Source organism: Mycobacterium colombiense, from assembly GCF_003284975.1.
Lineage (GTDB): Bacteria > Actinomycetota > Actinomycetes > Mycobacteriales > Mycobacteriaceae > Mycobacterium > Mycobacterium europaeum_A.
Genome location: NZ_QMEU01000007.1, coordinates 17,843 through 37,848 on the forward strand (window position 1 = coordinate 17,843; position 20,006 = coordinate 37,848).

Here is a 20,006-nt window from a genome sequence, read left to right on the forward strand (position 1 = left end):
GGTTACGCCCCCGGCTTGCGGATGGCCAGCACGAACGGGCCGACGCTCTGGACGGTGAAATGCGGGCTGTCGAACAGGGCTCCGCGCAGATCGACGGTGTAGCGCCGCACGTTGGGCTGGTTGGGGTAGACGTCCTCGGCCAGCCGCAGCGTGTAGTTGCCCGCCGTGCCGCGGCGCATGAGGAAAACCGTGGGCGGGGGCCAGGGGCAGGTGTCCAGGGCATGGAGCAGCTCGTCGGCGGTCTTGAGGTTGGACCACTTGTTGATCTGCGCGGCCCGCAGGTCGAACTGCGCGAGCGGGTTGGCGTAGTGCGAGGTGAGTCCCTGAAATCCCCAGTACGGGTAGAAGGACAGGAAGCTGTAGTCGGCGGTCATCACGACGGTCTGATCGCGCGGCTTGCCGGTCACCTGGGTGATGGCGTGATCGATTGTGGCGTAGAACTTCTCGGCGCTGGGCGGACGGCGGTCCCCGCGTTGGCCGTGACCGTCGGTGTCGGTGTAGGCGATGGTGAGGTCGGGCCGCAGTACGTCGGGGATGTCCTGGCTGAACGCGATCGCGGCGGCCAGCCCGATCGCGCCGGCCACCGGGGAGACGGCGCGGCCCCAGCTGCGTTCGCGGCCCACGGCGGCGAGCGCCTGGGTGAGTTCGACGAAACCGAACGCCCCGGCGGCGACCAGCAGCACGCTCAGGGTCGGCTGCAGCCGGAAGGACAGCAGCGTGGTGCGCGCCAGCGTGGTGAGCATCGACAGCAGCGACCACAGGTAGATGGCCAGCACGCCGATGGCCAGGGCGCCCGCCCGCACCGACGAACGGGCCCGCACCACCAGCCACAGGGTGCCGATCAGGCAGACGACGCCCAGCAGCGTGAACTGCAGCATCGGGAACGTCAACTCCGCGCCGTCGGCCGGCAGGTAATGCTGAGCGCTGCCGGTGTTGCTGATCGGGCTGTGCAGCGCCCGTAACACGAACGGCAGCCAGGTCGTGCAGGCGATCACGACGGCGAGGCCGGCGATGACGGCCAACCGCCGCAGCGGATCGAGGGCGGCCTTGGCGCCGCCGCTCTGCCGGTTGCGCCGCCAGCGCACGCCGGCCAGCCACAGGGCCATCAGTCCGACCGTGAACGCGGTAAACCCGAACAGCAGGGTGTACCAGGTGGCCGTCCAGCCGAGAAATAACCCGGCGCCGATCACCGCGCCCCGGCCCGCGCCGGTCGGTGCGTCCGGGCGGTCGCCGGCGCGCAGGCCCGACCAGGTCAGCACCAGCATCGGCGGCAACAACACGGTGATCATCGCCGAGTACGGCTCGGGCGAGCCGTAGGCCAGCGTCGCAGCGGCCGTCGCGGCGGTGACGATCAGCGCGTATTCGAACCGGACCAGGCGCCACCACAGCACCAGCGCGACCGCGACCGCGATGGTGATCGACGTGATGGCCCATGGCTTGAAGATCTCCCACGCCGGTGTGCCGCCGAGCGCCGCGGCGCGCCCGCCGATCCAGAACCAGCCCGGTGGGTAATACGGCGGCAGCCCGAGGTAGGTCATGTCGCGCAGGGCGGGGCTGTCGGCGAGCCGTGTCACGTACTCGGTGCGGAACTGCTGGTCGACGGAGATGCCGAACAGGTACAGCTTGGTCGCCCCCAGCGGCATGCCCAGCGTCACCACGGTGAACGCCGACACGAACACCAGCCCACCCAATCGGGTCAACCACCGGCCGCGGGGACGGCTGCAGCGCCGCCACGCCCAGCCGACGGCGACCAGCCCGGCCAGGCAGCCGACCTGGCCGACGGTGGTCAGCGCGTGCAGTTGATTTGAGGAGGGAAAGGCCGGCCATTGCACCCGGGAGATGGCGATCAGCGATACCACCGCGACGGCCACCGCGACCAGCGCCGCCAAGGCCATCTGGCCGAGGGTGGCCAGCGCGTTGCGCATGATCAGATGGGAAGCTTGCGGAAGATGGGACGCGGGACGTGTCGTAACACCATCATCACATAGCGGAATGCTGCTGGTGCCCAAACCAATTCCTTACCTTTGGCGGCCGCAGTCACCGCGAGGTTGGCGACGTATTCCTTATCGACGGTGAGCGGGGCCTCCTTGACGTGCGCGCTCATCCGGGTGCGCACCTGGCCGGGCCGGATCACCAGCACGCGAACCCCGTACTCACGTAGCGCCTCTCCGAGACCTAAATAGAACCCGTCCAACCCGGCCTTGGTGGAGCCGTAGACGAAGTTGGACCGCCGCACCCGCTCACCGGCGGCCGAGCTCATCGCGATGATCTGCCCGAAGCCCTGGGCGCGCATTTTCTCACCCAGCAGCACGCCCACCGAAACCGCTGCGGTGTAGTTGATCTCGGCGGCCAGCACCGCCTTCTGCTGGTTCTGCCACAACTCCTCGGCGTCACCGAGGATGCCGAAGGCGACGATCGCGACGTCTATATCTCCGTTGGCGCCGCCGGCATTAGAGGCCGCCTCGATCGTCTTCGGGTGGGTGTCGGGGTCGGTGGCCTCGAAGTCGATCAGCTCGACCGAGCGGGCACCGGCGGCCTTCATCTGGGCCACGGCGGCGTCCCGGGCCGGATCATTGGGCATGGCGGCCAAGATGATTCGCGCATGCGCGTTCTGCAGGTAGCGTTCGCAGATGGCCAGGCCGATCTCGGAGGTTCCGCCGAGCAGCAGGATGGTCTGCGGATTACCTACGGCATCGAGCACCATTTACAGCAGCTCCAAACGTCGGGCCATGTCGGAGGCGAACACCCGCAGGGGGTCGGCCTTGCGGCGTATCGCGATCCATTCGTCGATGCGCGGATACATGGCGTGGAAGGTTTCTGCGCTCACCCGGGAATCCTTAGCGGTGTAGACCCTTCCGCCGAATTCCAGGACGCGCCGGTCGAGTTCGTTGAGGAACTCGTTGATCCCCGGCTTGTTGGGGAAGTCCATGGCGACGTTCCAGCCGGCCATCGGGAAACTCAGCGGCGCGCGGTTGCCTGGGCCGAAGAGCTTGAACACGTTGAGCGCCGAGTAGTGCCCGCTGGTCTGGATCCACCGGATGATGGCCTTGAATTCGTCCATAGCGTCCGGCGGAACCAGGAATTGGTGTTGGGCGAAACCCCTTGGCCCGTAAGCATTATTCCAGCCGCTGACCAGGTCCAGCATGTGATAGAACTGCGACAGGTTCTGGATCTTGCCGCTGTAGGTGCCGCCCAGCCGGTAATACACCTCGCCGATCGCCATGAACGACAGCTTGTTCATCGCGCTGACGGGAAACACGTCCGGCACCGTCAACAGCTGCGGCGCATCGAATTTCAGCGGGTTCTTGGCCAGCTTCTTGGGTAGCTGGTCCAGCTTGGCCAGGCTGCCCCGGCTGACCGCGGCGCGGCCCAGCTTCGGTGGCGGGCTGATCAGGTCGAACCAGGCGCTGGAGTAGGTGTAGTTGGCTTCGCTGCCGTCGAGGTGAACGGCGACCGTCTCGTCGAGGTCCTTGGTGGCGATGCCGTCGGCGACGAAATACGCCGTCTCCGTCGGAGTCATGGCGATGGTGGCGCGCAGCACGATCCCGGTCAGGCCGTTGCCTCCGACGGTCGCCCAGAACAGCTCAGCGTCCTCCCCGTCGGGGGTGATGGTGCGGACGGTGCCGTCGGCCATGAGCAGGTCCATCGAGCGGACGTGGTTACCGAAGCTGCCCGCGCTGTGGTGGTTCTTGCCGTGGATGTCGCAGGCGATCGCGCCGCCGACGGTGACCTGGCGGGTTCCCGGCAGCACCGGGACCCAGAGCCCGAACGGCAGCGCGGCCTTCATCAACTGGTCCAGGCTGACCCCGGCCTCAACGTCGACCAGCCGGGTGTCGGCGTTGATCGAGTGGATGCGGCTGAGCCCGGTCATGTCGATCACCAGGCCGCCGCCGTTTTGGGCGTTGTCGCCGTAGGAGCGGCCCAGGCCCCGGGCGATCACGCCCCGGCCCTTGGGGTCGTCCGAGTCGGCCACCCGGGCCACGGCCTTCGCGATCACCTCGGGATCGCGGGTGGAGAGCACCTGGGCCACCGACGGCGCGGTGCGCCCGAAGCCCATCAACTGGGCGGGCTTGGTCACTGGATCGGTGCTCGACATCGTCAAAGAGGGTACCGCCTGCCGATGGCGGCTCAGCGGATGCGGAAGATTACGGCCCGCTGCACCACAAAGTTGATCACCGTCGCGGTGCCCTGGGCGATCACGAATGCGACCAGCGGCGCCCACCCCCGGTAGTGCAGCAACGTCAGGCACAGGTGGTTGAGCCCGACCTGGACCGCGAACGTGACGGCGTAGAGAACCATGACCGCGACGAACCGGGCGGTACTGGGAGTCGCCTGGAAGGTCCAGCGGCGGTTGATCAGGTAGGCGGTGATGGTGCCGACGATGAAGCTGGTGGCCTTGGACAGGTCGACCTGGACGCCCAGGCCCTTCCACAGCAGCAGGTAGAGCCCGAAGTCCACGATCCCCGCCAGGCCACCGGTGACGACGAACCGGATGACCTGCGTGGTCAGGGGCAAGCCCGGGCGCACGTCCTCGGACGCGGAATCGGGCAGCGGGGCAACCATCGAGGGGAGTCTAACGGGGCCGCCGGGCTTTTCCCGGCGAGCGTCAGCGGGGCAGCTTGACCGAGATCAACTCGACCTGGTTCTCGCCCTGCGGCGTCGAATAGGTGACCGTGTCGCCGGGTTTGCGGCCGGCCAGGGCCTGGGCCAGCGGACTGCGCGCGGTCAACGTCTCACCCTCCCCGCCGACGGGAGTCTCCTCGACGATGGAGATCACCTGCATCGTGACCACTTCACCATCGGCGAACCGCAGCGTCACCTCGGTGCCGCCGGGCAGCGTCTCCGACGCGTCGGTGTCCGACGGCCCGGCCCGCAGGCGCCGGTCCAATTCGGCGATCCGGTCGGTGAGCACCACCAGTTCCTCCGCACGCTGGATCGCCTCGGCCGCGTCACCGTGGTCGCCCACCATCCCGCGGTCGTTCTTGACCTCGGCCTCGAGGCGCTCGCGCCGTTGCCGTAGCCGGTCCAGCTCCGCTTCGAGGTTGTTCCGCGCGGCGTCCGCTGCCGATGGGACCTTTTTGCTCACGTCGGTGGACCTTTCGACCGGTTGCTCAGGTGGCGTTCCAGTGTGACACCACGACGAGGCCCCCGCCACCACCTAGAACGGCGGCGGATCGTTGTTGTTGGGCGCCAAGCGATCGGCGTCGCGCGCCGCCAGGGTACCGATGCGCGCTTCGTTGATGGCGCGCTCCCGGCGCACCCGGGCGGCGCGGTCCTGTTCCCGGGTTCGTTGCCGGACTGGCATCATGACTCCGCGATCTCCGGTCGGCGAAGGCTGTTCGGCGGGTGGCGCAAGCACGCCCGTCGGGGTCGACAGCGCCGGAAAGTACAGGCCGCCAAGGGCTTTGGTGACATGGGTCTGGCCAGAAGGTGACGTCCACTCCACGGTGCCGTCCGGCAGCTGCCTGTCGCTCCAGCCCGTCCAGAACGTCTTGAGCAGATGGTGGTACCGGCAGAGCAACTTGAGGTTGGACGGATGCGTGGGGCCGAGCGGAAACGGCACCGTATGGTCGATGTCGCAGCCGTCGGCCGGGGCGTCGCAACCCGGGAATCGGCAGGTCAGATCCCGGAATCGAATGAATTCGGCCAGGGGCGTCGAGGGCCGATAGCCGGCTTCCGCGCGGTCCGGCGGTAGTGCCAAGGGCTTATGTTTGGCGACACCGGCGAGGTCGCGCAGCAACGCCGCCGGCAACGGACCGAACCCGGACACATACCCGGGAGCGTGCGATTCGCCGTTGATCGCGGACCGTTCGGCCAACACGTGGATCACCACGCTGGTGTTCGACGGTCTCTGTGCCGCTGGACAATCCGGAGCGCCGCAGGAGCAGCGCAGCAAGTCCGACCCGGCTGCCAGGGCCCCCAGCGCGTCGGCGCGGCGCTGGGCCTTGGTACGGGGGTCCTCGCGGCACACCGTCGCGGCAATGGCGTCCAGTTTGCGGTCCAACGCCGCCCCGTCGGTGGCCGCCAGTTGCGCCCACACCGCGGCCAGCCCCGGGCTGGTGGTGTCGATCTCGACATAACGATCCTGGGTGCGCTGGCCCGGCACGCGCAGCCCGGCAGGGTCGACCCGCGCCACCCACATGTCGATGCGCTCAACGAGCTTCGGACCCGACAGCCGCAGCCAACCTCGCGCGTGCCGGGCAACCGCGGCGTCGAGCCGAGCGATCAGCTCGGCGTCTTCGATGAGCTCGCTGCGATAGACCAGTGCCGCCATCACGCGGAAGTCGATGTCGCCGCGTGCGAACACCTCAGCCACCCGGGGCAACCGCTCACGCAGCGCGATCGCGTACCGCAGCCGACCCGCGGCCCGCCCGCGACTGATCCGCAACGCCGCGGCGACTTCGGCGACCACATTTTCGTGTCCGTCGACGGCCCAATTGAAACGATCCGCATCATCGGCCGGCGCTCGCCGCGCATACAACTCGCCGATGGCCGCCAGCTCGCGCGCGCATTGCGCATTCTGCGAGCGCGCCGCGTCCGACAGGACGTCGACCACCTCGGCGTCGGCCAGGCCATCGAACATACATTCGACTGTAGCGCCCGCGCCGACGTCCCGCCCCCGGGCAATTCCGGGCTGTGGATAACCTCGGCCGCTACACCCAGTACGGCACCCGGGCCCGATACTGGCGCATCGCGAAGGCGGCCAGCAGCCAGCCGACGGCGGTCAGCACCAGCACCACGGCCCAGTGCCGCAGTTCCTGATGCGAGCCCAGCAAAGGGGCGCGCACGATGTCGAGGTAGTGCAGCAGGGGGTTGAGTTCGACGATCTTCGACCAGCGCCCCGCGCCCTGCTGCCGCAGGGTGTCGTCGTTCCAGATGATCGGCGTCATGAAGAACAGCAGCTGCACGATCGAGAACAGCAGCGGGCCGATGTCGCGGTAGCGGGTGGCGAGGATGCCGAAACACAGTGACACCCAGATGCAGTTCAGCACGATCAGCGCCAGCGCGGGGAGCACCGAAAGGTCGGCCCACGACCAGGGTTTGGGGAAGATCATCGCGATGACGACGTAGATGACGATGTTGTGCGCGAACAGGATCAGCTGGCGCCACACCAGCCGGTAGACGTGCACGCTCAGCGGCGTGGGCAACTGCTTGATCAGACCCTCGTTGGCGACGAAGACGTCGGCACCCTCCAGGATGGCGGCGTTGATCAGGTTCCAAATGATCAGCCCCAGGGTGACGTACGGCAGATGCACCGACAGCTCGAGATGAAACAGCTTGGAGTACAAGCCGCCCATCGCGACGGCGGTGGTACCGGTCGCGATGGTGATCCAGAACGGCCCCAGCACCGAACGCCGGTAGCGCTGCTTGATGTCCTGCCAGCCCAGGTGCAGCCACAGCTCGTGGCGGCGAAAGCCGTCGACGAGATCGCCGCGGGCGCGGGTGAAGGTGCGCGACTGTGCCGCCGCGTCGACGAACGTCACCGGGAACCTCCCGCATCGTACTTCCCGAACCGCTCGCGACGCCCCAAGCGCCGCAACCGGATCCATTCGGCCAGGCCGCGCGGGTCGCGACGGGCCACCAGGAAGAACCAGCCGAACCGGACCCACTCCTGCACCACCAACTTGCGCAGGCCGGGCTGCGACAACAGGTAACCGCGGTTGCGGTAGGTGTAGAACCGCTTGGTGGGGTTGTCGGGATACTGGGTGTGCATCCGGCCGCCCAGAATCGGCCGGAACTCATCGGATCCGCAGGGATGCAGGTAGATGGTGTCCAGACAGGTCCCGAACGGCAGGCCAGAGCGAACCAGCCGGCGATGCATCTCGACCTCGTCGCCCCGGATGAACAGCCGCAGATCCGGGACGCCGACCGCTTCCAGGGTGGCGGCCCGAAACAACGCCCCGTTGAACAGCGACGCGATCCCGGGCAGCAGGTCCTGACCCGCCTCGGTGCGCAATTCGCTTGCGCGCCTGCGCCATACCAGGCCGCGCCGCAGCGGAAACGCGAGCCGTTCCGGGTCGTCGGAGTTGCACACCATCGGTGAGACTTCGGCCAGGCCGTACTTCTCGGCGCAGGCCAGCAGGGTGGCCAGCACGCCCGAATCCTGCGGGCGCCCGTCGTCGTCGGCCAGCCACACCCAGTCGGCGCCCTGGGCCAGCGCGTGCAGCATGCCCAGCGCGAAACCCCCTGCGCCGCCGAGGTTTCGGCGTGACGCCAGGTAGGTGGTGGGGATCGGCTGGCCGGCCACCAGGTCGCCGACCCTGCCGTCGCCGGAAAAATCGTTGTCCACCACGATCAGGTGATCGGGCAGCCGGGTCTGGGTGCTCAGCACATCGAGCGACTTGGCCAGCTCGTCGGGGCGCCGGTGGGTGACGACGACGGCGAAGACGGTCTCACTCATCCCGCGGCGGTCTCTTCCAGCACCTCGCGGACGTGCCGGGCCGCGTCTTCGCCTTCGTACGCGCGCACCACGTCTTCGATGCCGCCCGACATGCGGATGACGCCGTGATCGATCCACATCGCCGTCTTGCACAGCCGGGCCAGGAATTCATTGGAATGGCTGGCGAACACCAGGATTCCGGAGCGCTCCACCAGACTCTGCAACCGCGACTGCGCCTTCTTCAAGAAGTCGGCGTCCACCGCCCCGAGGCCCTCGTCGAGCAGCAGGATCTCGGGGTCGATGCTGGTGACCACGCCCATCGCCAGCCGGACACGCATGCCGGTGGAATAGGTGCGCAGCGGCATCGACAGGTAGTCGCCCAGTTCGGTGAACTCGGCGATCTCATCGACCTTGGCCAGCATCTGTTTGCGCGTCTGGCCCAGGAACAGGCCGCGAATGATGATGTTCTCGTAACCCGAGATCTCCGGGTCCATGCCGACCCCGAGATCGAAGACCGGCGCGACCCGGCCGGTGACCTGCGCCCACCCCCGGGTGGGTTCGTAGATGCCCGAAAGTAGGCGCAGCAGAGTCGATTTGCCCGCCCCGTTGTGGCCCACCAGCCCCACCCGGTCACCCAGCTCGAGGGACATCGTGATGTCGCGCAGCGCTTCGACCACCACCACGTTGGAGCTGTTGCGGCCGATCGTGCCGCCGGCCTTGCCCAGGAAGGCCTTCTTCAACGAACGCGACTTCGCATCGAAGATGGGAAATTCCACCCATGCGTTGTGCGTCTCGATGTGAGGACCCGACACCGTCAACTACTCGAGTTCGCTTACAGGTACTGACCGTGCCCGGGCGCGCCACCGGGCTTACCGATGCCCGGCGGCAGCGCGCCCTGGCGCATTTTTTCCAGCTGTGCGCGGGCGGCCATCTGCTGGGCGAACAGCGCGGTCTGGATGCCGTGGAACAGTCCTTCCAGCCAGCCGACCAACTGTGCCTGCGCGATCCGCAATTCGGCGTCGGACGGCGCCGCGTCCTCGTTGAAGGGCAGGGTCAGGCGGTCCAGCTCCTCGCGCAACTCCGGCGCCAGGCCCTCCTCCAGTTCGCGGATGCTGGTCGCGTGGATCTCGCGCAGCCGGTTACGGCTGGCCTCGTCGAGCGGTGCGGCGCGCACCTCCTCGAGCAGTTGCTTGATCATGGTCCCGATCCGCATCACCTTGGCCGGCTGCTCCACCAGGTCGGTCAGGGAACGCTCGTCGGCGTCGTCGTCGGCTAGCGCCATCATCCGCGGGTCGACGCCGCCGATGATTTCGACGCCGTCGTCATCGTTGCGGGTACTCAACTCTTCACACCATCCTTTGGGACTATGAGTGGGGCGTCGCGCCGGTTCCGCGCCATTCATAAATTCGGGCACCGCCATTGTCGTAGATCAGCGCCCACGACTTCGACTTATCCAGTGACACTAGTCCTTCGGGTACGGCGAACCCCCGGACAGTCGGCGTGCTCGTGTAGATGTACCGAACATTGAGCGCTTTGATCGCCTCGAGGACCCGCGGATCGGAATCGCCTTTGCGGGCCGAGGTCCAGAAAATGTACCGGTTGGGACCCGGCCCCATCTGTTGCGGGTAGTCGTAGTGGGTCCACAGCGGATGCAGGTCGGCGACGGCGTACATCCAGGCCGTGCCGTCCGTGTTGGCGTTGCCGATCAGCGTCTCGTGCGCGCCGGGCAGCTTGGCCAGATAGGCCATCGCCATCAGATCGCGCTGGTCGATCATCACCGAGTCGTACTTGTCGCCGAACAACACGATGTGCCGATAGAGGTAGTGGCGGCCGGTGAGCACGGTGGCCGCCACCAGCAGCGCCGCGGTGGCCGCGATCCACAGCGGGGCCGGGCCGAGGCGCCGATCGCTTGCCAGGGACGGTCTGACCCGGGCGGCCACTCGTTTCGCGACGCCGACGACGCCGACGACGATCGTGAACAGCGCGACGCCGGCCATCGGCTCCAGCAGCAGGGTGATGGCCGCCGAGATCCGGCGCGGATCTTTGTAGAAGAACTCGCCGAACATCCCGGCCACCGCACCGACCGGACCGCCGAGCGGCGTTCCCGCGTCGACGTCGACCACCACGAGCAGCAGCCAGACCGCCAGCGGCCACCAGATCCTCTTGTAGGCGAAGAGCAGGCCGCCGATGATCGCGAGCGCCATGAGCCCGTACTGGTACGGGAAGTCGTTGAGGTGCCGGGAGTGCTGGAAGACCGCGTCGAACAATCCCCGCTTTTTGCTGAGGTGGGTCAGAAAGGAATGCCCCGCGATGATGTCTTCCTGTCCCTGGACGCTGATGAACTGCGGCAGCAGGATCAATCCGGTCAGCACCGCGACGCAGGCCAGCGCGACGAAATCGGCCACCCTGCCGCGCACCGGATGCCACAGCGCATCGATCACCCACCAGGCCACCAGGAACAACAACACGATCACGCCGCCGGTGATGTGCACGGACATGACTCCCACCCAGGCCAGCACGGCCGCCGGGATGCGGTCGCGGTGTCGCAGCGTGGAGGCGATCAGGACGAACGCGGGCACCGCGACCCCGTAGGCGGCCAGGTTGGGCATCGCGGCGACGCCGAATTCGACGTAGGGGATCGCGGTGAACGACGCGGACAGCGCGGCCGCGGTGGCCGCCGCCCCGGCGCAGCGCCACTCGGTGGTGCGCGACCGCAGCAGATGCCAGGTCAGCATCGCCGCGCTGGTGGGGAACAGCCACACCGATGCGGCAACTGAGCTCAGCGTGTAGCCGGTCGTGGGCGCCGCCCCGGTCAGCTGGCAGAACACCGCGATCAGCGCGTGGAACACCGACGGGTAGTACAGCGTCTTATGGGTCTCGACGTTGCGCAGCTCGCCCATGTGCGTCGACGACGCCTGGCCGGTGTCCAGGATGAACCGCACCTCGTTGGCGTGCCAGACGGCGTCCCAGGTGCTCGGGATGGTCTGCCAATGGGCGGCCAGCCCTCGGTAGGCGGCCCACATGACGAGCAGGCCCCCCAGCGCCACTCCGGCCCCCACCGTGATGGCCGGCCACCGGCTGACCCCGCGGGCCTCGGCGTCGCGGTCGCGGTAGCGGGCGAGCAGCAGCGCTAAACCGGTCATCAGCAGGCACACCACGACCAGCGCCGCCAGCGCCGTCCACCCGTTCCACGGAATTCCGATGGCACCAAACGGAATAATGGCAAGTGCGACCACGCCGTAGGTCAGCGCCGGGCCGACCGCGACAGCGACCGGCCACGACAACTGACTGATACGTGCGATGATCGCCCCGGGCGCTATCAGCAAGAACAATGCAATGAGCGTTCCGAACCAGAGCCCCACTCGACTAGTATGGCTGGCCGGGTGCCCTGGCTCGGGAGGCCACCGACTGGCCGGAACGTCTGTGGCACCCGCTACCGTCACAGTTTCGCAAAAAAGCGGAAGCTCTAAGGTGGCCCACATGGCATACGACGTCGCCCGGGTGCGCGGACTGCATCCGTCGCTGGGTGACGGGTGGGTGCACTTCGACGCCCCGGGCGGGATGCTGGTTCCCGATTCCGTCGCGACCACCGTGTCGACCGCCTTCCGCCGGTCCGGTCCCACCACCGTGGGCGCGCATCCGTCGGCGCAGCGCAGTGCCGCCGTTCTCGAGGCTGCGCGGGCGGCGGTGGCCGATCTGTTCAACGTCGAACCCGCAGGCGTCGTGCTGGGCGCCGATCGGGCGATCCTGCTCTCGGCGCTGGCCGAGGCGTCGTCGTCGCGGGCCGGCCTGGGCTACGAGGTCATCGTCAGCCGCCTGGACGATGAGGCGAACATCGCCCCGTGGCTGCGCGCGGCGCACCGCTACGGCGCCAAGGTCAAGTGGGCCGAGATCGACATCGAGACCGGTGAGCTGCCGACGTGGCAGTGGGAGGGCCTGATCGGCAAGTCGACCCGGCTGGTCGCCGTCGCCTCGGCCTCCGCGACGCTGGGCACGGTCACTGACCTGCGGGCGATGACCAAGTTGGTGCACGACGTCGGCGGCCTGGTGGTGGTCGACCATTCCGCCGCGGCGCCCTACCGGTTGCTCGACGTGAAGGAGACCGACGCCGACGTGGTGGCGGTGAACGCCGCGGCGTGGGGCGGTCCGCCGATCGGGGCCATGGTGTTCCGCGATCCGGCGCTGCTCAACTCGTTCAGTTCCATCTCGCCGGATCCCAAGGCGACCGGGCCGGCGCGCCTCGAGATCGGCGCGCACCAGTTCGGTCTGCTGGCTGGGGTGGTGGCCAGCATCGAGTACCTGGCCTCGCTCGACGAATCCGCCCGCGGCAGCCGGCGGGAACGCCTGGCGGTGTCGATGCAATCCGCCACGGCGTACCTGAACCGGATCTACGACTACCTGATGGTGTCGTTGCGCTCGCTGCCGTTGGTGATGGTGATCGGCCGTCCAGAGGTGCGCATCCCGGTGGTCAGTTTCGCGTTGAACGGCGTGCCCGCCGAACGCGTCGTGCAGCGGTTGGCGGACAATGGAATTCTGGCCGTCACCAACGAAAGTTCCCGCGCGCTGGACGTATTGGGCGTCAACGACATTGGCGGCGCGGTCACCGTCGGCTTGGCGCACTACTCGACGACGGCCGAAGTCGACCAGTTGGTCCGCGCGCTGGCCTCGCTGGGTTGAGCCCGGTCCGCTTTTAGACGGTCAGCACGACCTTGCCGTGCACCTCTCCGTCGGCGAGCTTCCGGTGCGCGGCGCCGGCCTGCTCGATGGGCATCCGCTCGCCGATGATCGGGCGGACCCGGCCGTCGGCGATCATCGGCCACACCTTGGCCGTCACGGCCGCAACGATCTCGCTCTTGCTGTTCGGCCCGCTCACCGGCCGCCCGCGCAGCGTGGTGCCGATGACGTGCGCCCGCTTGGCGAGCAGCTTGCCGATGTTGAGCTCGCCCTTGATGCCGCCCTGCATGCCGATGATGACGAGCTGCCCGTCGGTGGCCAGGGCGTCGATGTTGCGGTCCAGGTATGACGCGCCCATGATGTCGAAGATCACGTCGGCGCCGCCGTGCTCCTGCAGCCGGGCGACGAAGTCTTCGTCGCGGTAGTTGATGGTGATCTCGGCGCCCAGGTCGCGGCAGGTCTGCAGCTTTTCCTGCGATCCGGCGGTGACGGCCACCCGCGCGCCCAGCGCCCGGGCGACCTGGATCGCGTGCGTTCCGATGCCGCTGGCCCCGCCGTGCGTCAGCAGCAGCTGGCCCCTGCTCAGGTGGGCGGTCAGCACCAGGTTCGACCACACCGTGCCGGCCACCTCGGGCAGCCCGGCCGCGTCGACCAGATCGACGCCATCGGGAATGGGCAGCAGCTGGCCGGCCGGGACGGCGACGTACTCGGCGTAACCGCCTCCGGCGAGCAGCGCGCACACCTCTTGTCCGACAGACCATTCCGCCACGTCGGCGCCGACTTCGCTGATCACGCCCGACACTTCCATGCCGATGATCTCGCTCGCTCCCGGCGGGGGCGGGTACTTGCCGGCCGCCTGCAGCAGGTCGGCCCGGTTCACTCCGGCGGCGGTGACCTTGATCAAGACCTCACCGGGTCCGGCGGAAACGTCGGGCACCTCCTGCCAGGAGAGCTGATCGGAAGATTCGGCGACGATGGCGCGCATGGTGGCCACGCTACCGAGTCCCGCTACCCTGATCAGCGGTGGCGTGGCAGAGCGGCCTAATGCACTCGCCTTGAAAGCGAGAGACGGCTAACACCGTCCGGGGGTTCAAATCCCTCCGCCACCGCTCGCGATCACTCAACGCTCTGGTGCAGCGTGGGTGCGTAGCGCAGCACGGCGCCCACCCCGTCGGCCGGGGAGATCCGCTCGTCGGTGCGCACCAGTGCGGCGCCCACCGAGATCGCCGAGAACGGCAGCGCTTCGTCGGCCCGCAGCGTCTTGGCAGGGGCGGCGCCCTGCTCGGACAGCACGTTCTCGTTGGGGGCGAGCGTCGTCAGGCCTTCGTCGGCGACGACGGTCGCGTCGCCGATGTCACCGATGATCAGCGTTTCCACGGCGCCCTGACGCAGCGCCGAGCAGACCGGACCCAAGCCCTCGGCCGCCAGCCCCGACTGCCGCCCGATCTCGGCGGTAAAGCGCTGGGCGGCATCGTCGATGGTGCGCAGCTGGCGCTTGACGAACTCGGCTTCGATGGCCTGCTCGATCTCGCCGAAGTCGTGCCCGCTGTGCCGGGCTCCGACCTCGAGTGTCACCGTGCGCTCGTGTAGCCGTTCCGGCAACTCGGCCAGCAGATCGGACCGCGAGCGCACCTCGCCCACCACAAAGATCACCTCGATGGCCTTGTCGTCGGCCAGTTCGGCGACGCGGTCGGCGACGGCGCGCAGGTTCTTGCGTGCGGCCTCTTCGGTGCGCAATTGGGGGTCGCCGTAGCCCGCGGTTTCCGCACCGGCGGCTTTGTGCACGGGATGACCACCGCCGTCCACGGTCTCGTCGCGCAGCGTTCCGCCGATGTGAGTGGTGATGTCGGCACCGCTGTGGTCGACGACCGCCAGCACATAATCGGGATGATCGAAGCTCTGCTCGAGAATCGGCACCAGATAAGGCAATTCGGACACGCGGACGACGTCGGTCGCGGCGGGGCGGGCCAGATGTTCGTTGATCACCACGCCGTCGGCGCTGGCGATCACCGCCCGCCCGCTGCGGCCGATCGGCGGCCGCAGGTTTTTGATCGCGTCCTCGATCTGGTCGACGACCGTAGCGGCGGCGTGCGAACGTTCCAGTTCTTCTTTGATTGCCCGCCACTTGAGCTCGAGTTGCGCCTCGGCGTCATGGGTGTCGTGTGAGTCATCGAAGTACACCGAAGCGAACGGCCCCGGTGCGTCCAGCAGCTTGCGGAAGCGTTGCGAGTCCATGCCTTGTTGGTTGCCCCGCGAGCCGGGGGACAAACACCTAGCTTCGGTCGCCCTCGCTGTCGTCGAAGAAATGCCACTCGCCGTCGTGTTCGACTTCCATCCGCCAGCCGAGCTCGCTGTTGTCGGCCTTCTGGTCGACGAACCACGCGTGTGCGTCGTCGGCGCTTTCGATGTCTTTGGTCGCGACGACCTCGCCCTTCGGGTCGAGCACTCGATAGGTAGCCATGAAGGCAGTGTTCCCACTGCCGTCGTCGTCAACCGGATGGGATTTCGGCGGTGATCGTGTCCAGCAGGGCTGTGTACCGGCGGGCCTCGGGATCGCGCCCGGGTTTGCCGCTGCTCACCACGCCGGCCGACAGGCCGCGCGCGGGGTCGGCCCAGATCGCGATGTTGACCAGGCCCAGGTTGCCGAACGCATTCGGTGCGTTACGCCCGAACGGGCCCCACCGGTTGGTGCCGAGGATGTAGCCGGTACCCCACCGGGCCGGCCGCAGCCCGACCGCGAAATCCGGTCGTAGTCTTCGGCATTCGGTCACCGCGCCGTACATGGTCTCCGGGCTGATCACCCGCACGCCGTCGAGTTCGCCTCCGCGGCGCCATATCTCGGCGAACCGCGACATCTCCTGCGCGGTCGACACCGTGTTGGACGACGGAATGATGGTGGTCAAGAACATCGGCGAATTCGTGTACGGGATCATCTCGTGCACGGTTCCGCCGATCGCCTTGCGGAAGATCTGGGCGACCACCGGCGGGAGCGTGCGCCCGGTGGCGTGGCTCGGCGCGACCAACGCGACGTCCTGTTTGGCGACGCCGAAGTTGGTCCAGCGGAAGCCGAGTGGGTCGAGGATCTCGGTGGCCAAGATCTCGCGAATCTCCTTGCCCGTGGCCGCGTAGACGATCTCGCGCACCAGCGGACCCCAGGTCAGCGCGTGGTACATGTGCATCAGTCCGGGACGGTAGAGGGGCCGCAGCTCGCTTAGCTTCTGCTGCGCGTACTTGTGGTCGTCGGCGCGGGTGACGTCGGGTCGGGGCCCGGTGGGAAAGGGCAGTCCGGCGCTGTGCGTCATCACGTGCCGGATGGTGATCCGGTGCTTGCCGTGGCTGGTGAACGTCGGGATGTATTCGCACACCCGGTCGTCGAGCGAGAACACGCCGCGCTCGACGAGCATGTGCACCACGGTCGCCGCCATGCCCTTGGCGGCCGAGTACACACAAAACGGTGTGTCGGGGGTGACGGTGATCTTCTCCGCGTCGGGCGGATCGCTCGGGGCATTGCCCCACCCGTGGCCGATCGCCCGGTTCAGCACGACACGGCCGTGCCGGCGGATGCACAGCTGGATGGCGGGGTGAAAGCCGGCCCGGTACCAATGCCGGGCGGCCTGCCAGATCCTGTCGATGGCGGCGCTGTCGATTTCGGAGTGGTCCTCGGCGCCGATCGTCGTCACGGAGCCCAGGTCGGCCGGGAGGCGGATCCTGCCGTCGGGAGGCGCTGAACGCGGCTGGTTCACCCCAGCGAGGGTACGTGGTGCGGGACTACTCGCCGGTGAACTGCGGCGGGCGCTTTTCGAACGTCGCCGAGATGCCCTCGGTCAGGTCCTTCGACGGCAGGAATGCCGCGTTCCAGGCGGCCACGTACCGCAGGCTCTCTGAGACGGCCGCGGTGCGCTGCTGGTCGAGCACGTCCTTGATGCCGTGCACGGTCAGCGGGGGATTGGCCGCGATCTCCGCGGCGGTGGCGTGCGCGGCCGCCAGGGTGGCGTCGGCGTCGGCGTACACGTCGTTGACCAGACCGATCTTCTCGGCGCGGGCCGCATCGATGTCCTTGCCGGTGAGCGCCAGCTCGCGCAGGTGTCCGTCGTTCAGGATCAGCGGTAGGCGGGCCAGGCTGCCGACGTCCGCGACGATGGCCAGCTTGACCTCGCGCACCGAGAATTTGGCGTCGGCGCTGGCGTAGCGGATGTCCACCGCCGAGATCAGGTCGACGCCGCCGCCGATGCACCAGCCGTGCACCGCGGCGATTGTGGGGGTGCGGCAATCGGCGACAGCGGTGATGGCGCCCTGCATGCGCTTGACCTCGCGGTGGAACACCGCGCGGGGGCCGGCCAGCGCGTCGCCGGACAGCAGCGGGGTGAACGAGCCGCCCATCGCCGGCACGTCCAGGCCGTAGCTGAAGTTGCGGCCCGAGCCGGCCAGCACGATGGCCCGCACCTCGGGGTCGGCGTCCAGCGCGGCGAACAGTTCGGGCAGCTCCGACCAGAAGGCCGGTCCCATCGCATTGCCCTTGCCCGGCCCGATCAGCGTCACCTGGGCGACGTGGTCTTTCGTCTCGACGGTGACGGATTCGTATGCTTGCGCCATATCGAGACCGTAGCGTGGCGAATATGGCTCCCGACTTGCGACCCGGACCGCATTCCCCGCCCACCGACGAGCTGCACAGCGCCGAGGACACGCTGGGGGTGCTGCAGCGGGTGGTCCACACCATCGCCGCCGGCGACCTGTCCCGACGGACGCCCTGCACGGAATTCGACGTCTCAGCGCTGACCGGGCATCTGCTGAACTCGATCTCGGCGCTGGGCGGCATGGTCGGCGCCCAGATCCCGGAGCGCGAGGAAGGCGATTCGGTGGAGCGCCAGGTGATCGCCGCGGCCCGGCCCACGCTGGACGCCTGGCACCGCCACGGCCTGGACGGGTCGGTGCCGTTCGGCAAGGGCGAGATCCCCGCGAAAAGCGCGTGCGGCATCCTGTCGATCGAATTCCTGGTCCACGCTTGGGATTACGCCGCCGCGGTGGGCCACGACGTCAACGCGCCCGAGCCGTTGTCCGAATACGTGCTGGGCCTGGCGCGGCAGATCATCAGGCCGGAGCTACGCGGTCAGGCCGGATTCGACGACCCGGTCGACGTCCCCGAGGACGCCGGCGCGCTCGAACAGTTGGTCGCGTTCACGGGCCGCAACCCAGTGGGCTGATTCGGGCTGTATATCCCGCTAGTGCTGTCGAGTGTGAAGTCTGGGCATCGAGTGTGAAGCCACGGCGGGTTCGCACGGCGTGCGCCGCCCTGGATGCACGCTCAACGCCGTCAATTCAACACTCGGCGGCACGAAGGCACAGCCGAGAACCCAGACCTACTCGCGTTCCAGGTAGAAGTAGTAGTACTTGCCGTTATCCCGCACGCCCTTGCCGTTCATGATGCCCAGCACGGCGTCGTCGTCGATCTTCTTGAAGTGGTCGTGCACCGGCTGGCCGTCGTAAACCATGGTGGCGGTGACCTCTCCGCGGAAGTCCTCTAGCCACAGGCTGGCCTCGCCCTTGCCCAGCTCGACGTTGGAGAACTTGTTGCCGTCGGCGTCCAGGCAGACCAGCGGCTGCACGTCGCGGGCGGACTTGAAGGTCTTGCCGTACCAGCCGGCCTTTTCCAACTGGCCGTTCATCTTGTGGCCGGTCTGGAATTCGCCGCCCTTCCATTCGCCGAGCATCCCCTCGATGGTCGCGGGTGCCAGTTCGGCCCAGAAGTCGTCGAGCTCGGAATCCGCGATGTCGCCGCTGCGCTCTTTGAACTCGGTGAACTTCTTCCGCGCGAGGTCCACGGGCGACTCCTTACGATTCGGTGCGGGCAATCCAATCGCGGGCAAAATGCAGCAGGGCGTCATTTTCCTCCGGCGCCCCAATGGTGACACGCACACCCTCGTCAGCAAACGGCCGCACCACCAGGCGCGCCTCTGCGGCCTGCTCGGTGAAGTCGGTGGTGCGCTCGCCCAGCGGTAGCCAGACGAAGTTGGCCTGCGACCGGGGTAGCTCGAACCCGGCCTCGCGCAGTCCCGCGCTGACCCGGGCGCGCTCGAGGACCAGCGCATCGGTGCGGGCCATCAGCTCATCGGAGGCCTCGAGCGACGCGATGGCGGCCGCCTGCGCGACGTTGGTCACCGCGAACGGCATGACGACCTTGTCCAGCGCGGTGATCAGGTCCGGGTGGGCAACCGCGTAGCCGACCCGCAGGCCCGCCAACCCGTAGGCCTTCGAAAAGGTCCGCAGCACAACGACGTTGCTGTGGGTCAGGGCCAGCTCCAGGCTGTTGGGCAGCAGGCCGTCGCGGATGTATTCGGAATAGGCCTCGTCGATGGCGACCAGGACGTGCGGCGGCACGGCCTCGACGAAGCGCGTCAGGGCGTCCGGGTCGACGACGGTGGACGTCGGGTTGTTGGGGTTGCACACGAAGATCAGCCGGGTGCGGTCGGTGACCGCGGCGAGCATCGCGTCGAGGTCGTGCGTGTGGTCGGTCAGCGGCACCTTGACGGTGGCGGCCCCGGACACCTGAATGATGGGCAGGTAGCACTCGAAGCTGCGCCAGCCGATCATCACCTCGTCGCCGGCGGCCGCGGTGATCTGAACCAGCTGCTGGCACAGCGTGACCGAACCGCTGCCGACCGCGATGTGCTCGGGCGCGACGTCGGAACCCAGGTGCATGGCCAGCGCGGCCTTGAGGTCGACGCTGGCGTTGTCGGGATAGCGGTTGACGACGGCTACCGCGCGCTCGATGGCCGCGTGCACGCTGGGCAGCGGCCCGTGCACGGTCTCGTTGCTGGCCAGTTTGATCGAGCCCGGCACGTTCTTGCCGGGCACATACACTGGCAGTCCGGCCAGTTCGTTGCGCAGGCGGGCAGTCACTTCGACAGTTTACGTGTCAGCTGTGTACAGTATGGCCGGTTCCGCGAGACCGGAA

20 protein-coding genes and 1 tRNA gene are annotated in these 20,006 nt (G+C 68.0%); 3 read left to right on the forward strand and 18 right to left on the reverse strand.

What is annotated here, in order from left to right; genetic code table 11:
- Positions 1 to 2: 2 nt before the first annotated feature.
- The 11 genes from DQP58_RS04495 to DQP58_RS04545 form a co-directional block, all read right to left on the reverse strand.
- Positions 3 to 1,925 carry a galactan 5-O-arabinofuranosyltransferase gene (locus DQP58_RS04495; RefSeq protein ID WP_112707299.1) on the reverse strand — a complete coding sequence of 641 codons (1,923 nt, stop codon included), beginning with the start codon at positions 1,923 to 1,925 and terminating at the stop codon, positions 3 to 5.
- Positions 1,926 to 1,927: 2 nt separating this feature from the next.
- Complete coding sequence (locus tag DQP58_RS04500) at positions 1,928 to 2,704, reverse strand: decaprenylphospho-beta-D-erythro-pentofuranosid-2-ulose 2-reductase (protein WP_112707300.1); 777 nt, start codon at positions 2,702 to 2,704, stop codon at positions 1,928 to 1,930.
- Positions 2,705 to 4,096 carry an FAD-binding oxidoreductase gene (locus DQP58_RS04505; RefSeq protein ID WP_112707301.1) on the reverse strand — a complete coding sequence of 464 codons (1,392 nt, stop codon included), beginning with the start codon at positions 4,094 to 4,096 and terminating at the stop codon, positions 2,705 to 2,707.
- Between the two features lie 32 nt (positions 4,097 to 4,128).
- Positions 4,129 to 4,494 (reverse strand): GtrA family protein, encoded by a 366-nt coding sequence (locus DQP58_RS04510; protein WP_112707395.1) that lies wholly within the window; start codon positions 4,492 to 4,494, stop codon positions 4,129 to 4,131.
- 112 nt (positions 4,495 to 4,606) lie between these two features.
- Positions 4,607 to 5,086 carry a GreA/GreB family elongation factor gene (locus DQP58_RS04515; protein WP_112707302.1) on the reverse strand — a complete coding sequence of 160 codons (480 nt, stop codon included), beginning with the start codon at positions 5,084 to 5,086 and terminating at the stop codon, positions 4,607 to 4,609.
- A gap of 72 nt (positions 5,087 to 5,158) precedes the next feature.
- The gene (locus DQP58_RS04520) at positions 5,159 to 6,583 is read right to left on the reverse strand and encodes an HNH endonuclease signature motif containing protein (protein ID WP_112707303.1); all 1,425 of its coding nucleotides are present in this window, start codon (positions 6,581 to 6,583) and stop codon (positions 5,159 to 5,161) included.
- 70 nt (positions 6,584 to 6,653) lie between these two features.
- Entirely contained in the window at positions 6,654 to 7,484 is an 831-nt protein-coding gene (gene wzm, locus DQP58_RS04525; RefSeq protein WP_112707304.1) for a galactan export ABC transporter permease subunit Wzm/RfbD, read from the reverse strand.
- Positions 7,481 to 8,401: a galactofuranosyltransferase GlfT1 gene (gene glfT1, locus DQP58_RS04530; RefSeq protein WP_112707305.1), complete on the reverse strand. Its 921-nt coding sequence runs from the start codon at positions 8,399 to 8,401 to the stop codon at positions 7,481 to 7,483. Before glfT1 ends, wzm begins: the two co-directional genes overlap by 4 nt.
- Positions 8,398 to 9,192 carry a galactan export ABC transporter ATP-binding subunit Wzt/RfbE gene (gene wzt, locus DQP58_RS04535; RefSeq protein WP_112707306.1) on the reverse strand — a complete coding sequence of 265 codons (795 nt, stop codon included), beginning with the start codon at positions 9,190 to 9,192 and terminating at the stop codon, positions 8,398 to 8,400. The genes glfT1 and wzt overlap by 4 nt, the downstream gene beginning before the upstream one ends.
- A 20-nt stretch (positions 9,193 to 9,212) precedes the next feature.
- Positions 9,213 to 9,665, reverse strand: coding sequence for a bacterial proteasome activator family protein (locus DQP58_RS04540; protein ID WP_240629566.1), 453 nt, complete (start codon positions 9,663 to 9,665; stop codon positions 9,213 to 9,215).
- 79 nt (positions 9,666 to 9,744) lie between these two features.
- A complete protein-coding gene (locus DQP58_RS04545) occupies positions 9,745 to 11,742 on the reverse strand; it encodes a DUF6541 family protein (protein WP_112707308.1) in 1,998 nt (665 codons plus the stop codon).
- Positions 11,743 to 11,860: 118 nt separating this feature from the next.
- Between DQP58_RS04545 and DQP58_RS04550 the strand changes: the two genes are divergently transcribed.
- Positions 11,861 to 13,057, forward strand: a complete 1,197-nt coding sequence (locus DQP58_RS04550; RefSeq protein WP_112707309.1) for a cysteine desulfurase-like protein — start codon at positions 11,861 to 11,863, stop codon at positions 13,055 to 13,057.
- Positions 13,058 to 13,070: 13 nt separating this feature from the next.
- Here the strand turns inward: DQP58_RS04550 and DQP58_RS04555 are convergent, their stop codons facing one another.
- On the reverse strand, positions 13,071 to 14,039 hold the full coding sequence (locus DQP58_RS04555) for an NAD(P)H-quinone oxidoreductase (protein ID WP_112707396.1): 969 nt from the start codon (positions 14,037 to 14,039) through the stop codon (positions 13,071 to 13,073).
- A gap of 37 nt (positions 14,040 to 14,076) precedes the next feature.
- Here DQP58_RS04555 and DQP58_RS04560 point away from each other — a divergent pair.
- Positions 14,077 to 14,163 (forward strand) — tRNA-Ser (locus tag DQP58_RS04560).
- A 7-nt stretch (positions 14,164 to 14,170) separates the two neighbouring features.
- Here the strand turns inward: DQP58_RS04560 and DQP58_RS04565 are convergent.
- Genes DQP58_RS04565 through DQP58_RS04580 form a run of 4 tightly spaced genes read right to left on the reverse strand, consistent with a single transcriptional unit; the run spans position 14,171 to position 17,647 of the window.
- Entirely contained in the window at positions 14,171 to 15,289 is a 1,119-nt protein-coding gene (locus tag DQP58_RS04565) for a hypothetical protein (protein ID WP_112707310.1), read from the reverse strand.
- 37 nt (positions 15,290 to 15,326) lie between these two features.
- On the reverse strand, positions 15,327 to 15,515 hold the full coding sequence (locus tag DQP58_RS04570) for a hypothetical protein (protein WP_112707311.1): 189 nt from the start codon (positions 15,513 to 15,515) through the stop codon (positions 15,327 to 15,329).
- 28 nt (positions 15,516 to 15,543) lie between these two features.
- Positions 15,544 to 16,797 (reverse strand): lipase LipE, encoded by a 1,254-nt coding sequence (lipE, locus tag DQP58_RS04575; RefSeq protein ID WP_112707312.1) that lies wholly within the window; start codon positions 16,795 to 16,797, stop codon positions 15,544 to 15,546.
- Positions 16,798 to 16,822: 25 nt separating this feature from the next.
- Positions 16,823 to 17,647, reverse strand: coding sequence for a crotonase/enoyl-CoA hydratase family protein (locus tag DQP58_RS04580; protein ID WP_112707313.1), 825 nt, complete (start codon positions 17,645 to 17,647; stop codon positions 16,823 to 16,825).
- A gap of 23 nt (positions 17,648 to 17,670) precedes the next feature.
- Between DQP58_RS04580 and DQP58_RS04585 the strand changes: the two genes are divergently transcribed.
- A complete protein-coding gene (locus DQP58_RS04585; RefSeq protein ID WP_205869335.1) occupies positions 17,671 to 18,255 on the forward strand; it encodes a TIGR03086 family metal-binding protein in 585 nt (194 codons plus the stop codon).
- A gap of 156 nt (positions 18,256 to 18,411) precedes the next feature.
- Here the strand turns inward: DQP58_RS04585 and DQP58_RS04590 are convergent, their stop codons facing one another.
- Together DQP58_RS04590 and hisC are read right to left on the reverse strand one after the other, a co-directional pair.
- The gene (locus tag DQP58_RS04590) at positions 18,412 to 18,873 is read right to left on the reverse strand and encodes a DUF4334 domain-containing protein (protein WP_112707315.1); all 462 of its coding nucleotides are present in this window, start codon (positions 18,871 to 18,873) and stop codon (positions 18,412 to 18,414) included.
- Positions 18,874 to 18,883: 10 nt separating this feature from the next.
- A complete protein-coding gene (hisC, locus tag DQP58_RS04595; protein ID WP_112707316.1) occupies positions 18,884 to 19,951 on the reverse strand; it encodes a histidinol-phosphate transaminase in 1,068 nt (355 codons plus the stop codon).
- Positions 19,952 to 20,006 lie beyond the last annotated feature (55 nt).

What these genes read in the sequence shown, in the direction of transcription:
- DQP58_RS04495 (WP_112707299.1), bottom strand. Translation starts at nt 1,925, where the DNA reads ATGCGCAACGCGCTGGCCACCCTCGGCCAGATGGCCTTGGCGGCGCTG.
- DQP58_RS04500 (WP_112707300.1), bottom strand. Translation starts at nt 2,704, where the DNA reads ATGGTGCTCGATGCCGTAGGTAATCCGCAGACCATCCTGCTGCTCGGC.
- DQP58_RS04505 (WP_112707301.1), bottom strand. Translation starts at nt 4,096, where the DNA reads ATGTCGAGCACCGATCCAGTGACCAAGCCCGCCCAGTTGATGGGCTTC.
- DQP58_RS04520 (WP_112707303.1), bottom strand. Translation starts at nt 6,583, where the DNA reads ATGTTCGATGGCCTGGCCGACGCCGAGGTGGTCGACGTCCTGTCGGAC.
- glfT1 (WP_112707305.1), bottom strand. Translation starts at nt 8,401, where the DNA reads ATGAGTGAGACCGTCTTCGCCGTCGTCGTCACCCACCGGCGCCCCGAC.
- DQP58_RS04540 (WP_240629566.1), bottom strand. Translation starts at nt 9,665, where the DNA reads ATGATGGCGCTAGCCGACGACGACGCCGACGAGCGTTCCCTGACCGAC.
- DQP58_RS04550 (WP_112707309.1), top strand. Translation starts at nt 11,861, where the DNA reads ATGGCATACGACGTCGCCCGGGTGCGCGGACTGCATCCGTCGCTGGGT.
- DQP58_RS04555 (WP_112707396.1), bottom strand. Translation starts at nt 14,039, where the DNA reads ATGCGCGCCATCGTCGCCGAATCTTCCGATCAGCTCTCCTGGCAGGAG.
- DQP58_RS04565 (WP_112707310.1), bottom strand. Translation starts at nt 15,289, where the DNA reads ATGGACTCGCAACGCTTCCGCAAGCTGCTGGACGCACCGGGGCCGTTC.
- DQP58_RS04570 (WP_112707311.1), bottom strand. Translation starts at nt 15,515, where the DNA reads ATGGCTACCTATCGAGTGCTCGACCCGAAGGGCGAGGTCGTCGCGACC.
- DQP58_RS04580 (WP_112707313.1), bottom strand. Translation starts at nt 17,647, where the DNA reads ATGGCGCAAGCATACGAATCCGTCACCGTCGAGACGAAAGACCACGTC.
- DQP58_RS04585 (WP_205869335.1), top strand. Translation starts at nt 17,671, where the DNA reads ATGGCTCCCGACTTGCGACCCGGACCGCATTCCCCGCCCACCGACGAG.